Raw genomic sequence first — 14,016 nt, 5'->3', positions numbered from 1 at the left:
GGGCGGGCGCGGGCGAGGCGGGCCGCCGCGCAGCCCGGAGCGAGGCGGTCAACCGGGCGAGCGCAGTCGAGGCGGACCGCCGGGAGGCCCCGCTGGTCACAGGCCTCTGCTGCTCACAGGCCCCTGTTGCGCGCGACCTTGTGCTGGGCGGCCTGCGCGATGGGGCGGATGACCATGAGGTCGACGTTGAAGTGGTGGGGCCGGGTGAGCGCGTAGACGATCGCGTCGGCGCAGTCCTCGGCCGTCAGCGGATTCTCCACCCCCGCGTAGACCTTGTCCGCGGCCTCCTGCGAGCCCAGGCGCTTGGCCGAGAACTCCTCGGTCGCGACCATGCCGGGGGCGATCTCGATGACGCGCACGGGCTCGCCGGCGAGCTCCAGGCGCAGCGTCTCCGCGATCGCCGCGGTGCCGTGCTTGGCGGCCGTGTAGCCGCCGCCGCCCTCGTAGACGATCCGCCCGGCGGTCGACGACATGATGACGATGTCGCCGCGGCCGGACTCGATGAGGGCGGGGATGAGCGCCTTGACGCTGCGAAGCGTGCCCAGGACGTTGATGTCGAGCATCTTCGCCCAGTCGTCGATGTCCGCGCTGCGGATCTCGTCCTGGCCGAAGGCGGCACCGGCGTTCGCGACGAGCGCGTGAACCGGACCGCCGGCGGTGACCTCGGCGGCCATCCGCGCAACGTCGTCGTCGCTGGTCATGTCCGCCACGACGTAGTCGCAGCCCGTCTCCTCGGCCAGCTCGCGCAGCCGGTCCTCGCGGCGGGCGACGGCGACGACGTCCCAGTCGAGGTCGCGCAGCTGGCGGACCGTTGCCGCCCCCATCCCGGAGCTCGCGCCGGTCACCACTGCTCGCAGCTTCGCCATGTCTCTCCCCCTGTGCCCTCGCATTTGCCTTCGTACAGGGGCCCGCGGCCGCGCGCCCCGCGCGCGGGCCTCGTCCCGGCGCGCCCACCCAGCGTATACCGCGGCCCAGGGCACCCGCCTGCCGTTTCGCGGCGGGCCGGCCCGCGCCTCGGCGGCCATTTCGCAGCGGGTGCGGCGGCGGCTTCGCGGTGGGCTGGCCCGCGCCTCGGCAGCCGTTTCGCGGTGGGCAGGGGGCAGGAGCAGCGGGGGTGCACCGGCCGCGGGCTGTTCACCGGCCCCCCCGCGCCTTCCTGCCGCCGGATCGCGCGCTCTCGACCGCATCCCCCGGCTCGCCCTGCTCGGGCCCCTCGCCCGGCCCGGAGCCCTCGCCTCGGCGGTCCCGCCCGGCTCGCGGAGCCCCGCCCGGTTCGGAGCACCCGCCCGGCTTGGAGGCCCACGGGCGGGGATGGGAAGATCGTCACCATGAACACCCCAAGCACACATGACTCGGTGCACCTGCCGGACAAGCCGGCCCTCGAGGGCCTCAAGGACAAGTGGGATCGGGCGTGGGGTGAGGACGGCACCTACGCCTTCGACGCCACCGCGGACCGCGCGGACGTCTACTCGATCGACACTCCCCCGCCCACCGCCTCGGGCTCCCTGCACGTGGGCCACGTGTTCTCCTACACGCAGACCGATGTCATTGCCCGCTATCAGCGCATGACCGGCAAGAGCGTGTTCTACCCGCTGGGCTGGGACGACAACGGCCTGCCCACCGAGCGCCGGGTGCAGAACTACTACGGGGTCACGTGCGACCCCTCGGTGGCCTACGATCCGGGCTTCCGGCCGCCGGACAAGCCCGCGAAGAACCCGCGCGACTTCGTGGCGGTCTCTCGGCAGAACTTCATCGAGCTGTGCGAGGCCCTGGCCTCCGACGACGAGCAGGTCTTCGAGGATCTCTTCCGGTCCGTGGGCCTGTCCGTGGACTGGCGCTACACGTACCGCACGATCGACGACACCTCCCGGGCCGTGTCCCAGCGCGCCTTCCTGCGCGACCTGGCCGCCGGCCACGCCTACTCCCAGGACGCGCCGACGATGTGGGACGTGACGTTCGGCACCGCCGTGGCGCAGGCCGAGCTCGAGGACCGGGAGAAGGAGGGCGCCTACCACCGGGTGAACTTCTACCCCGAGGGCCCCGACGGCCTCGCCGATACCGCGCGCGAGCCCGTCGTCATCCTCACGAGCCGCCCCGAGCTCATCCCGGCCGTCGTCGCCCTCGTCGCCCATCCGGACGATGAGCGCTACCAGCCGCTGTTCGGCACCCGCGTGGTCTCCCCGCTGTTCGGCGTCGCCGTCGAGGTCCGCGCCCACGGCCTGGCGAAGTCGGACAAGGGCACCGGCATCGCCATGGTCTGCACGTTCGGCGACCTCACCGACGTCACGTGGTGGCGCGAGCTCGACCTGCCCACCCGCGCCGTCATCACGCGCGATGGCCGCCTGGCCCGCGAGACCCCCGAGTGGATTGCGGCATCGCCCAAGGAGGATGCCGTCGCCCGCTACGAGGCGCTGGCCGGCAAGACGACGTTCACCGCGCGCAAGGAGATCGCGGAGGCGCTGCGCGAGTCCGGCGACCTCATCGGCGAGCCGGAGGCCATCACCCACCCGGTGCCGTTCTACGAGAAGGGCGACAAGCCCCTCGAGGTCGTCGCGAGCCGCCAGTGGTACATCCGCAACGGCGGCCGGGATGCCCGGCTGCGCGACGAGCTCATCGCCCGCGGCCGCGAGCTCGAGTGGCACCCGGGCTTCATGCGCTCGCGCTACGAGAACTGGGTCGAGGGCCTCAACGGCGACTGGTTGGTCTCGCGCCAGCGCTACTTCGGCGTGCCCATCCCGCTGTGGTACCGCCTGGACGCCGAGGGCAACCCGGACTACGACGCGCCGCTGACCCCGGACGATGCCGCCCTGCCCGTGGATCCGCAGGCCCAGGCCCCGGCCGGGTTCGACGAGTCCCAGCGCGACCGGCCCGGTGGCTTCACCGGCGACCCGGACGTGCTCGACACGTGGGCCACCTCCTCGCTGACCCCGCAGATCGTGGGCGGCTGGAGCCGCGACAACGAGCTGTTCGGGACCGTCTTCCCCTTCGACCTGCGCCCCCAGGGCCACGACATCATCCGCACGTGGCTCTTCTCCACCGTCGTGCGGGCAAATTCGCTCAACGACTCCGTGCCGTGGACGCACACCGCGCTGTCCGGCTGGATCCTCGACCCGGACCGCAAGAAGATGTCGAAGTCCAAGGGCAACGTCGTCGTGCCCAGCGACATCCTCGCGGAGGCCAAGCCCGGCTTCGGCCCCGACGCCGTGCGCTACTGGGCCGCCAGCGCCCGCCTGGGCGGTGACACCGCCTACGACGTCGCGCAGATGCAGATCGGCCGCCGCCTGGCGATGAAGCTGCTCAACGCCTCGAAGTTCGCCCTGGCCCAGGGGGTGCACGCGGACCTCGTGGGCCGCACGGACCTCGTCACCCACGACCTCGACCGCTCGCTGCTCGTGCGGCTCGACGCCACGGTGCGCGCGTGCGGTCAGCACATGGCCGCCTACGACTACGCCCACGCGCTGCGCGAGGCGGAGTCGTTCTTCTGGACGTTCACCGACGACTACGTCGAGCTCGTCAAGGACCGCTCCTACGGCGCACAGGGTGAGGCCGCGCAGGCATCCGCGCACGCCGTGCTCGCCACGGCCCTCGATGCGCTCCTGCGCCTGTTCGCGCCCATCATGCCGTTCGTGACCGAAGAGGTCTGGTCCTGGTGGCACGAGGGCTCCGTGCACCGGGCGCCGTGGCCCGTGCCCGCCGCCGAGGCGCCCGCCGGCGATGCGGGGCTGCTCGACCGGGTGGCCGGGGTGCTCGCCATCGTCCGGCGAGCGAAGACCGAGGCGAAGGTCTCGCAGAAGACGGAGATCGCCGCGGCGCAGCTGAGCGCGCCCGCGGAGACGATCGAGGCGGTGCGCCTGGCGGGAGCGGACCTGCGGGCGGCCGGCCGCATCCGCGACTGGCAGCTGAGCGCCGACGACTCCCGCACGGGCGCCGAGCTCACGGGCGTTCAGTTCGTCCCCGCGGAGAGCTGAGCGTGGCAGGCGGGGAGCCGCAGGCGGCCTCCCCGCCTCCCGGGTCGGCATCTCCCGGATCCGCGCCTCCCGGATCCGCGCCTCCCGGGTCCGCGGAGGACGGAGGCGCGCCGCAGGCAGCCGGACCCGCCGAGCACCGGGCGTCGTGGGCCGAGCTGTTCTTCGACCTCGTGGCCGTGGCCGGGGTGGCCGCCTTCGCCCACGTCCTCCACGCGCCCTCGCCGCACGCGTGGGCGGTCTTCGTCCTGGGCTTCGGCGCGCTGTGGATGTGCTGGACGAGCTTCATGGTCTACGGCAACACCGCGGGGACCACCACGCGCACGGTGCGCCTCGTGATCGGCATGACGATGATCGCGGCGATGGTCGCCTCCGTCGACGGCCTGGCGGAGAACCTGGGCGCCGGCAGCGGAGAGACCCACGCCGATGCGCACAACATCCACGCCACCGTCTTCGCGATCGCCTATCTGGGCGCGCGCTTCTTCGCCGCCCAGTCATGGAACAGGGGCGAAGTCGTCACCGACTGGCCGGTCGCCCAGCAGGCGGTGGGTGCGCTGCCCTGGCTCGCATCGATCTGGGCCCCACCGTCGTGGACGCTGTGGCTGTGGGGCGCCGGCCTCACGATCGACGTCCTCATCCTCGTCCTCGTGCAGCGCTCCGACATGGTCGAGCGATTCAACGAGCGCATCCGCGAGCACGAGCGCCGGGCCCAGGCCGGGCGAGGCAGGCCCGCGCGCCTGCGCCGGCTGGGACAGGACACCGCCCACCGGGGACCGCGCGGAGGACGCCAGCGGCGCGGGGAGCGACCGCTCACGGTCGTCGGCCGGGCGCTCGACCCCGAGCACCTGGACGAGCGGATGAGCCTGTTCGTCATCATCGTCCTCGGCGAGTCCATCCTCCAGGTCATCGAGGCCGCCGCTCAGGCCGAATGGACCGCCGCGCTGCTGCTGGCCGGGGCCGCCGCGATCACCGTTGCGGCCTGCCTGTTCGGCCTCAGCGTCGTGCTGGGCGGGGCGGGCGTGCCGCTGCTGCGCCTCTCCGGGCTCGCGCTGCGCGCGGCCCTGGGGTTCCACTCCCTCACGACGGCGTGCCTCGTGATCATCGCCGTCGGACTCGGCGGGGCGGTGGAGTCCGCCGCCGAGGCGCCCGGCGGCACCGTGCGCTGGCTGCTGTGGGGCGGCCTGGGCGGCTACTTCCTCATCGGGGCCCTGGCCAGCCTCATCACCCTGCCCGGCAGTTGGCCGCGCGCCCTCATGTGGCTGCTCACCGGCACGCTCCTCCCGGTCCTGTGCGCGATCTTCGTCACCCGTCTCCCGGGAGCGGCGATGCTGTGGCTCACCGTCCTCATCGTGGGCTTCCACCTGGCCGGTGGGGCGCGACCGGCCCCGCAGCCGACCGCGCCCGAGCACGCCGGCTGAGCAGATCGCGCGGGTGCACCCGCCCGCCCCGGTGAGGCCGCCCCCTCCCCCGTGATCTTGCCCCGTGGTGTTGCAGCGCTGCCATCGAAGGCTCTGGGCACGGCGGCGCGCAGCGTCTAGCGTGGCACGCAGGATGCGGCAGCGGGCCGCAGCCGACATCACAGGAGGATGCCGTGCGCAGCGAACTGTCTGCCGCTTCACACCAGGAGAAGGAGTCCCAGCAGCGCTGGACGCTCCAGTCAGCGAAGATGCTGCGGACGTACATCGAGCCCAGCGGCCCGCTCATCGCCACCAAGGGGGCCATGGTCGCCTATCAGGGCAACGTCGACTTCGCGCATCAGGGCTCGACGTCGGTCGGCCAGTTCCTCAAGAAGGCCATGACGAGCGAGGACACGCCGATGATGCGGGTCGAGGGGCACGGCGAGGTGTTCTTCGCCCGCGCAGCGTCCAACATCTTCATGATGCAGCTGGAGGGCGGCAGCGACTCACTCTGCGTCAACTCTTCCTCGATGCTCGCGTTCGACGCCTCGCTCAACTGGGACATCAAGCGCATCAAGGGCGTGGGGGCGCTGGCCACCGGGTCGGGCCTGTTCAACCTCGAACTCTCGGGGCAGGGCACCGCGGCGCTCTGCTGCCAGGGCGAGCCCATGATCCTCGACTGCTCGCAGACGCCCACCTTCGTGGACCCCCAGGCGGTCGTCTGCTGGTCGGCCAACCTCGTGCCGCAGATCAAGGCGGCCGTGAGCCTCGGCTCGTTCATCGGCCGCGGCTCGGGCGAGAGCTTCCAGCTGCAGTTCCACGGCCCAGGCTTCGTCGTCGTCCAGCCCGCCGAGATCTTCTGAGGCCCGCTGTTCGCCGGGCCGCTCCGCTCGGGGCCGCTGTGCTCGGGATCTCTGCGCTCGGCCTCGAGCCGAGCGCGCCGCCGTGCTCGCCGTGCGGCGAGCGGGCCGCCGCGCCCCGAGCGAGCCGCCGCGCGGCCAGCGGTGCGAACCGGCCCCCGCCGTCCTCGCGGCTGAGGGCTGGCGGAGCCGCAGCGCCGCTCAGACCGCTCGCTCGGGCGCGGCGGGCAGCGCCGGCAGCGGACGGGCGCACACCTCGGCGGCCTCTGCCGGCGTCAGTCCGAGCAGGCGCAGGTTGTAGGCGGCCAGGTCGACCGTGGGGTCGCGGTCGGGCAGCGGGCTGCGCTGGTGGGCGTGGATGGCGCTGAGCACCGACCCGAATGCCACCTCCTCGGCCATCGGGAGGTTCGGGATGTCGAAGCGCCCCTCGTCGATGCCCCGCTGCATGTCGCGCGAGGCGCGGGAGCCGAGCGCTGCGACGAGGCTGGGGTGCGCAATGCCCAGGCGGACGATGAAGCCGCCCCAGACCGGATCGGATGCCGCGGTGGACATGAGGTGTCGCACGGAGATCGCGATGACCTCAGCGGGGTCCGCCATCGTCGCCGTCAGCGCATCGATGCGCCGGCCCAGTGCCTCGACCTCCTCCTCGATGAGGGCGGCCACGGTGTCGTCCAGGCCGGTGAAGTAGTTGTAGAACGTGCCGGTCCCCACGTCCGCCCGGGCGGTGATATCCGCCACCGCCAGCGCGTCGAGGCCCACCTCCGCCAGTCGCGTACGGGCGGCATCGAGGAGCCTCCTGCGCGTCTGCCTGCGCTTGCGCGCGCGGCGGTCGCCGGTCGCCTCGCCGCCGGTCCGGTCTGCCCCGTCTGCCATGCCGCGTCCTTCCGCTCGCCCTGCGCCACCGGCCGATGTCCGGCCGTCCGTCCAGATTCTCACAGCCGGGGGTTGCGCAGCAGCACACGGGCGTGCAGACTGTATACAGAACTGAAAGTGAATCATGATTCACATATGAGTTTCAGTTCAGTGCTGGCTCCCGGCAGCGCGCCTGCCCACCAACGACGATGGTGCAGCGACGACCCGCCCCCACGGGCGGCAGACGAAGGGAACACCATGCGATTCCGCTCCTACGCCTCACCCGACCGGGGAGCGGTGCTGGCCGCCACCGCCGGCGGTGCCTGGCACGACCTCGGCTCGGCCGACCTCGTCGACATCATCGCCGACGGCCGCCAGGCCGACGCGACGCTGCTCGACGGCGCACCGGAGCTCAGCACCCGGGGCCTGTCCCTGCTACCGCCCGTGCAGCGGCCCGGCAAGATCCTGTGCGTGGGCCTCAACTACGTGGACCACGCGGCGGAGAGCCCGTACGAGAACGTGCCCGACTACCCCACGTTCTTCACCCGGTTCGCCAGCACGCTCATCGCCGACGGCGACGCGATCATCCGCCCGCGTGCCAGCGCCGAGCTCGACTTCGAAGGCGAGATGGCCGTCATCATCGGCACCGGCGGGCGCCATATCCCCGCAGACGACGCCCTTGACCACGTGGCCGGCTATTCGGTGTTCAACGATGCGTCGATCCGCGACTACCAATTCCTCACCCCCCAGTGGACACCCGGCAAGAACTTCGACGCCACGGGCGCCTTCGGCCCGGACTTCGTCTCCGCCGACGAGGTCCCGCCGGGCGGTGCGGGCCTCAGCCTCGAAGTGGACCTCAACGGCGCTCCGATGCAGCGGGCCAACACCTCGGACATGGTCTTCAGCACCGCCCAGCTCATCGCCCTCGCCAGCGTCTGGACCACGCTCGAGCCGGGAGACGTCATCGTCTCCGGCACCCCCGCCGGGGTGGGCTTCGCCCGCAGGCCCCAGGTCTACATGGCGGCCGGCGACGTCGTCGAGGTCAGGATCGAGGGCATCGGCACGCTCCGCAATCCGGTGGAGGACGAGCCGGAAGCGCTTTGAGCCGACCGCCCACACCCCAGACGGCCGCGCACGCGCCCGCCGGACAACCGCACCGCCCAGACAGCCGCACCACCCGGTCAAAGGAGACTGACCATGCGACCTCTCATCCAGCGCCTCGGCTACCTCGTCGTCGATGCCATCGACCCCCACGCAGCCGCGCGGGACACCGTGAACATCGTCGGGGCGCGCATCGTCGAGGAGGGCCCCGACTCCGTCGCCCTGTCCTCGAACCAGCGCCACGCGGAGCTCATCATCCGCAAGGGGACCGCCAACGCCCTCGTGCGCTGCGGGCTCGAAGCAACGAGCGCGGCCGCCGTCGAGCAGGTGCGCGCCAACTGCGAAGCGGCGGGCCTGCGCATCCTCAGCACCGAGCCCTCGCTGCCCGGCATCGAGGCGGCGGTGACGTTCGCCACCTCCGAGGGCCACGTCTTCGAAGTGCACACGCCGATGAGCGCCGATCGTCCTGCCCGCTATCACGGCCCCGGGGCGCACCCGCGGGCCCTCGACCACGTGAACTTCACTGCGGTCGATCCCCGGGCGTGGGCGGACGAGATGCAGGCAGCGTGCGGTCTGCTGCTCAGTGAGCGGACGACGGGCTACGAACTCGCCTGGCTGCGCGCGGCCGACGGGCGCCACCACACGGTGGCGGTCGTGAAGAGCCACTCCCCCGGCATCCACCACATGAGCTGGGAATTCCCGAGCTTCGATGACTTCAAGAACCTGGCGGACGCCCTCATCCCCGATGCCCGGAAGCTCACCTGGGGCCCGGGCCGCCACGGAGCCGGCGACAACCTCTTCCTCTACTTCGCGGACTCGGCGGACTTCCTCATCGAGTGCGTGGCGGAGATGGAGGTCATCGACGACGAGGCGGCGCCCGTGCGGATCTCCGCGGCGGGTGAGAACCTCTCGAACTGGCGGGTGGTCAACCAGTGGGGCGCCCTGCCGCCCACCGAATGGGTCGAGCACCACTCCCCGCTCGCAGCGCTCGCGGAGGACCGCGCGGCCTGACGTCGCGCACGACAGCGCCGGGCCCCGCCTCCATCACGAGGAGGCGGGGCCCGGCGCTGTGCGCTGCTAGGCGCTCTTCTTCTTGCGGCGCTCGGCGATCTCGCCGCGCGGTACGAGGGTGGGCGCCACGTTGTTCTCCACGACGTCCTTCGTCACGACGACGCGCTCGACGTCGTCGCGGTCCGGGACGTCGAACATGACGGGCTGGAGGACTTCCTCCATGATCGAGCGCAGCCCGCGGGCTCCCGTGCCGCGCAGCAGCGCGAGGTCCGCGATCGCCTCGAGCGCCTCGTGCTCGAACTCGAGTTCGACGTTGTCGAAGGAGAACATCGCCTCGTACTGCTTGACGAGCGCGTTCTTGGGCTCCGTGAGGATGGACATGAGCGCCGCGCGATCCAGGTTGGACACGGTGGCGAGCACCGGGAGACGGCCGATGAACTCCGGGATGAGCCCGAACTTGTGGAGGTCCTCCGGCAGCAGCTGCGCGTAGAGGTCCTCCTCGTCCTGCTTCGAGGCGATGAGCGCGCCGAACCCGATCCCGTGCTTGCCCTGGCGCGAGGCGATGATCTCCTCCAGGCCCGCGAAGGCGCCGGCGACGATGAAGAGCACGTTCGTCGTGTCGATCTGGATGAATTCCTGCTGCGGGTGTTTGCGCCCGCCCTGCGGCGGCACCGAGGCCTGCGTGCCCTCGAGGATCTTCAGCAGCGCCTGCTGCACGCCCTCCCCGGACACGTCGCGGGTGATCGAGGGATTCTCGGACTTGCGGGCGATCTTGTCGATCTCATCGATGTAGATGATGCCCGTCTCCGCGCGCTCGACGTCGAAGTCCGCGGCCTGGATGAGCTTGAGGAGGATGTTCTCCACGTCCTCGCCGACGTATCCGGCCTCGGTGAGCGCCGTGGCATCGGCGACGGCGAAGGGCACGTTGAGCTTCTTGGCCAGCGTCTGGGCCAGATAGGTCTTGCCGGAGCCCGTGGGGCCCACCATGAGGATGTTGGACTTGGCGATGTCCACGCCGGACCCCGCGTCCTTCTCCTTGAGCGACTTGATGCGCTTGTAGTGGTTGTACACGGCCACGGCCAGCGCCTTCTTGGCGGGCTCCTGGCCGATCACGTACTCCTGGAGGAAGTCGAAGATGGCGCGCGGCTTGGGGAGCTCGATCTCCTCGGCGGGCTCGGCCGCCTGGTTGAGCTCCTCTTCGATGATCTCGTTGCACAGGCCGATGCACTCGTCGCAGATGTAGACACCGGGTCCGGCGATGAGCTTGCGCACCTGCTTCTGCGATTTGCCGCAGAAGTTGCACTTGAGAAGGTCTGCACCTGAGCTGCCTCGGGCCACGTTCACAACCTTTCGCGGGGGGAGTCAGCCCCCATCGTACTGAAGTCCGCCATGCGGCGCTCCCAGCATCGCACACGCGTGCGAGTCGGGCGCGCCCGCGGCAACAGGGGGCGTGTCGGGCCGGTGCGGCGGGGAGGGCACACGGCCCTCCCCGCCCGGCGCACGCGGCGCATGCCGCGTCCCGCCGAGGGGCGGGGCCGGGCTCAGGCCGTCTTGCGGGAGCTGAGCACCTGGTCCACCAGGCCGTACTCCTTGGCCTGCTCGGCGGTGAGGAACAGGTCGCGCTCGATGTCGTTCGAGATCTGCTCCGGTGTCTTGTTCGAGTGGTGCGAGAGCGTCTCCTCGAGCCACGTGCGCATGCGCAGGACCTCGGCGGCCTGGATCTCGATATCCGAGGCCTGGCCCTGCCCCTGGCCCTCCATGGCGGGCTGGTGGATGAGCACGCGGGCGTTGGGCAGCGCGAGGCGCTTGCCGGGCGCGCCGGCGGCCAGCAGCACGGCGGCCGCGGAGGCCGCCTGGCCCAGGCACACGGTCTGGATCTGCGGCTTGATGTACTGCATCGTGTCGTAGATCGCGGTGAGCGCGGTGAATGAGCCGCCCGGGGAGTTGATGTAGAGCGTGATGTCGCGATCCGGATCCTGCGACTCGAGCACGAGCAGCTGGGCCATGACGTCGTCGGCCGACGTGTCGTCGACCTGGACGCCCAGGAAGATGACGCGGTCGTCGAAGAGCTTCGTGTAGGGGTCCTGGCGCTTGAAGCCGTAGGGGGTGCGCTCCTCGAACTGCGGCATCACGTAGCGCGACTCGGGCATCTGGCCGGCAGCCGACCAGGGGGCGATGTTCGTCATCGTTGTCTTCCTTTGCTTCGTCAGTTCAGGGCGTTTTCGCCGTCGACGTCCGAGGCGCGCTTGACGACCTTGTCGATGAAGCCGTAGTCGAGCGCCTCGTCAGCGGTGAACCAGTGGTCGCGGTCGTTGTCCTTGAGGATCTGCTCGAGCGACTTGCCGGTCTGCTCCGCGGTGAGCTCGGCCATCTGCTTCTTCATGTGCAGGATGAGCTCGGCCTGGATCTTGATGTCCGTCGCGGTGCCGCCGATGCCGCCGAGCGGCTGGTGCATGAGGATGCGCGCGTGCGGGGTCGCGAACCGCTTGCCCTTGGCACCGGAGGACAGCAGGAACTGGCCCATCGAGGCCGCCATGCCCATGGCGACGGTGCCGACGTCGGGCTTGATGTACTGCATGGTGTCGTAGATGGCCATGCCGGCGGTCACGGAGCCGCCCGGGGAGTTGATGTAGAGCCAGATGTCGCGCTCCGGATCCTCGGCGGCCAGCAGCATCATCTGCGCGCAGATGACGTTGGCGTTGTCGTCGCGGACGTCGGAGCCCAGCCAGATGATGCGCTCGCGCAGCAGCCGGTTGAAGATGTGGTCGTCGAGGCCCATGCCCCCGGGGTTGCTCTCAGCAGCCGTGGGCTGGGCGAACAGCTCGTCGCTCGTCACGTTTCACTCCTGTTGTTCTTCGTCGATTTCTTGAGACTCTAACCGGTGGGTGCGGGCATTTAGTCCTGGCGACGGCGCTGTTCGCCATCAGCGTGACGATGGCCCCGCCGCTGCCCCGGCCGGTCCCCGCGCGGGTGCGGAACCGGGTGCGGCGCACACGCCGCGAGGGCGGGCGCAGCGGCTGCTGCGCCCGCCCTCGCGGCGGTCGAACCCTGCGGGGCGCAGGGCCCCGGCGGCTCACTTCTTCTCGTCGGCCTTCTTCGCGTCCGACTTCTTGGAGTCCGACTTCTTCGCATCGGCCTTCTTGGCATCCGCCTTCTTCGGCTCGGCCTTCTTGGCCGGGGCCTTCTTGGCGGCGGGCTTCTTCGCGGTCTTCTCCTCGTCATCGGCGGCGTCGGCCTTCGCAGCCTTCTTCGCCTCCGACTTCTTCGCCGGCGCCTTCTTGGGCGCGGCCTTCTTCGCAGGCTTGGCCTCGGCCTCGGCACCCGCGGCGGACTCGGCGCCGGCGGCGGCCTCATCGGCCTCATCGGCCTCGGCGGCGGCCTGCGCGGCGGCGGCGCCCTGGGTCGCCTCCTCGTCCTCGCCCTCGCCCTGGGGGGTCGTGAACGCGGTCATGTCGACGGTCTTGCCGTTCGTGTCGACCACGGTGGCCTCGGCGAGGACCGCGGCGAGGCCCTTGCGGCGGCCCACCTCGGAGACGATCGCGGGGACCTGGCCCTGCGCGTCGAGCGCCTGGGCGAACTCGTTCGGGTTCATCCCGTACTGCTGCGCGGCGGAGATGATGTACTCGATGAGCTCGGGCTGGCTGACCTCGACGTCGGCGGCCTCGACGACCTCGTCGAGGATGAACTGGGTGCGCAGGGTCTTCTCCGTGTCGGCGGTGACCTCTGCCCGGTGCTCGTCGTCCTCGGTGCGGTTCTCCTGCTCGAGGTGGCGGTTGACCTCCTCCTCGACGAGCTTGGCCGGAACCGGGACATCGGTGGCCTCGATGAGCGCCTCGAGGACCTTGTCGCGGGCCTGGACGCCCTGCTCGAACTCCTTCTGCGACGCGGCCTGCTTCTCCAGGTCCTCGCGCAGCTCGGCGATCGTGTCGAACTCGGAGGCGAGCTGGGCGAAGTCGTCGTCTGCGGTGGGCAGCTCGCGCTCCTTGACGGCCTTGAGCTCGATCGAGACCTGCGCGTCCTCGCCCGCGTGCTCGCCGCCGGCCAGCTTCGTCTCGAACGTCGTCTTCTCTCCGGCGGAGAGGCCGTCAAGGGCCTCGTCCATGCCGTCGAGCATGGTGCCCGCGCCCACCTGGTAGGAGATGTCGGAGGCGGAGTCGATCTCCTCGCCGTCCACGGAGGCGCTGAGGTCGAGGGTGACGAAGTCGTCCTTGGCGGCGGGGCGCTCCACGGTCTTGAGGGTGCCGAAGCGGCTGCGCAGCTCATCGAGCTGGGCATCGACATCGGCCTCGGTGACCTCGAAGGGCTCCACCTCGACCTTGAGCGAGGAGTACTCGGGCAGCTTCACCTCCGGCTTGACGTCGACCTCGATGGTGAAGGACAGCGTGCCCTCCTCCTTGCCGTCGAGCCCGGGGATCTCGCTGATCTCCACCTCGGGCGTGCCGAGCGGCGTGATGTCGTGCTCGTCGATCGCCTGGCGGAAGAAGCCGTCGAGGCTGTTGTTCACGGCCTCCTGCAGCACGGCGGGGCGGCCCACGCGCTGATCGATGATGCGCGCGGGGACCTTGCCGGCGCGGAAGCCGGGCACGGAGACCTGCTTGGCGATCTCCTTGTAGGCCTCGTCGATGCTCGGCTTGAGCTCGGCGTACGGCGCTTCGATGCTGAGCTTGACCCGGGTGGGCTCGAGGTTCTCGACGGAGCTCTTCACTGTTTACCTCTCGTTGCGGCGGACACTGTGCGGGCCAGCGGGCCCGCGTGACGTTCGGCGTCCCGCTCTCCGGCGCGCGGGGGCGCGGCGCGGCAGGGCTGGGACTGACTGACCACTCTAGTCGC

The 14,016-nt window shown here is 70.9% G+C and carries 11 protein-coding genes; 5 read left to right on the top strand and 6 right to left on the bottom strand.

What is annotated here, in order from left to right:
* Positions 1-113 precede the first annotated feature (113 nt).
* A complete protein-coding gene (locus BRM1_RS01580; protein WP_268527509.1) occupies positions 114-866 on the bottom strand; it encodes an SDR family oxidoreductase in 753 nt (250 codons plus the stop codon).
* A 462-nt stretch (positions 867-1,328) separates the two neighbouring features.
* Here BRM1_RS01580 and valS point away from each other — a divergent pair, with 462 nt between their 5' ends.
* From valS to BRM1_RS01565, 3 genes are all read left to right on the top strand, one after another.
* Positions 1,329-3,968, top strand: coding sequence for a valine--tRNA ligase (gene valS, locus BRM1_RS01575; protein WP_268527506.1), 2,640 nt, complete (start codon positions 1,329-1,331; stop codon positions 3,966-3,968).
* A gap of 2 nt (positions 3,969-3,970) precedes the next feature.
* On the top strand, positions 3,971-5,383 hold the full coding sequence (locus tag BRM1_RS01570; RefSeq protein ID WP_268527503.1) for a low temperature requirement protein A: 1,413 nt from the start codon (positions 3,971-3,973) through the stop codon (positions 5,381-5,383).
* 173 nt (positions 5,384-5,556) lie between these two features.
* A complete protein-coding gene (locus BRM1_RS01565; protein ID WP_268527500.1) occupies positions 5,557-6,225 on the top strand; it encodes an AIM24 family protein in 669 nt (222 codons plus the stop codon).
* A gap of 198 nt (positions 6,226-6,423) precedes the next feature.
* Here the strand turns inward: BRM1_RS01565 and BRM1_RS01560 are convergent, their stop codons facing one another.
* On the bottom strand, positions 6,424-7,095 hold the full coding sequence (locus tag BRM1_RS01560; protein WP_268527497.1) for a TetR/AcrR family transcriptional regulator: 672 nt from the start codon (positions 7,093-7,095) through the stop codon (positions 6,424-6,426).
* 237 nt (positions 7,096-7,332) lie between these two features.
* Here BRM1_RS01560 and BRM1_RS01555 point away from each other — a divergent pair, with 237 nt between their 5' ends.
* Entirely contained in the window at positions 7,333-8,178 is an 846-nt protein-coding gene (locus tag BRM1_RS01555) for a fumarylacetoacetate hydrolase family protein (protein ID WP_268527495.1), read from the top strand.
* 93 nt (positions 8,179-8,271) lie between these two features.
* Positions 8,272-9,186 carry a hypothetical protein gene (locus BRM1_RS01550; protein ID WP_268527492.1) on the top strand — a complete coding sequence of 305 codons (915 nt, stop codon included), beginning with the start codon at positions 8,272-8,274 and terminating at the stop codon, positions 9,184-9,186.
* Between the two features lie 66 nt (positions 9,187-9,252).
* Here BRM1_RS01550 and clpX read toward each other — a convergent pair whose 3' ends face one another.
* The 4 genes from clpX to tig form a co-directional block, all read right to left on the bottom strand.
* Positions 9,253-10,524, bottom strand: coding sequence for an ATP-dependent Clp protease ATP-binding subunit ClpX (clpX, locus tag BRM1_RS01545; protein WP_160954083.1), 1,272 nt, complete (start codon positions 10,522-10,524; stop codon positions 9,253-9,255).
* Between the two features lie 203 nt (positions 10,525-10,727).
* The gene (locus BRM1_RS01540) at positions 10,728-11,372 is read right to left on the bottom strand and encodes an ATP-dependent Clp protease proteolytic subunit (protein WP_268527489.1); all 645 of its coding nucleotides are present in this window, start codon (positions 11,370-11,372) and stop codon (positions 10,728-10,730) included.
* A gap of 20 nt (positions 11,373-11,392) precedes the next feature.
* The gene (locus tag BRM1_RS01535) at positions 11,393-11,965 is read right to left on the bottom strand and encodes an ATP-dependent Clp protease proteolytic subunit (protein WP_160954092.1); all 573 of its coding nucleotides are present in this window, start codon (positions 11,963-11,965) and stop codon (positions 11,393-11,395) included.
* A 294-nt stretch (positions 11,966-12,259) separates the two neighbouring features.
* Positions 12,260-13,891 carry a trigger factor gene (tig, locus tag BRM1_RS01530; protein WP_268527486.1) on the bottom strand — a complete coding sequence of 544 codons (1,632 nt, stop codon included), beginning with the start codon at positions 13,889-13,891 and terminating at the stop codon, positions 12,260-12,262.
* Between the last annotated feature and the right edge of the window lie 125 nt (positions 13,892-14,016).

It is taken from the genome of Brevibacterium sp. BRM-1 (assembly GCF_026802075.1).
GTDB lineage: Bacteria > Actinomycetota > Actinomycetes > Actinomycetales > Brevibacteriaceae > Brevibacterium > Brevibacterium rongguiense.
The sequence above is the reverse complement of the archived record's forward strand: the minus strand, read 5'-3'. Positions and strand labels throughout refer to the sequence as shown.

Bases quoted from the DNA above. Each gene is read 5' to 3' on its own strand.
- BRM1_RS01580 (WP_268527509.1), bottom strand. From the start codon at position 866: ATGGCGAAGCTGCGAGCAGTGGTGACCGGCGCGAGCTCCGGGATGGGG.
- valS (WP_268527506.1), top strand. From the start codon at position 1,329: ATGAACACCCCAAGCACACATGACTCGGTGCACCTGCCGGACAAGCCG.
- BRM1_RS01560 (WP_268527497.1), bottom strand. From the start codon at position 7,095: ATGGCAGACGGGGCAGACCGGACCGGCGGCGAGGCGACCGGCGACCGC.
- BRM1_RS01555 (WP_268527495.1), top strand. From the start codon at position 7,333: ATGCGATTCCGCTCCTACGCCTCACCCGACCGGGGAGCGGTGCTGGCC.
- BRM1_RS01550 (WP_268527492.1), top strand. From the start codon at position 8,272: ATGCGACCTCTCATCCAGCGCCTCGGCTACCTCGTCGTCGATGCCATC.
- BRM1_RS01540 (WP_268527489.1), bottom strand. From the start codon at position 11,372: ATGACGAACATCGCCCCCTGGTCGGCTGCCGGCCAGATGCCCGAGTCG.
- BRM1_RS01535 (WP_160954092.1), bottom strand. From the start codon at position 11,965: ATGGGCCTCGACGACCACATCTTCAACCGGCTGCTGCGCGAGCGCATC.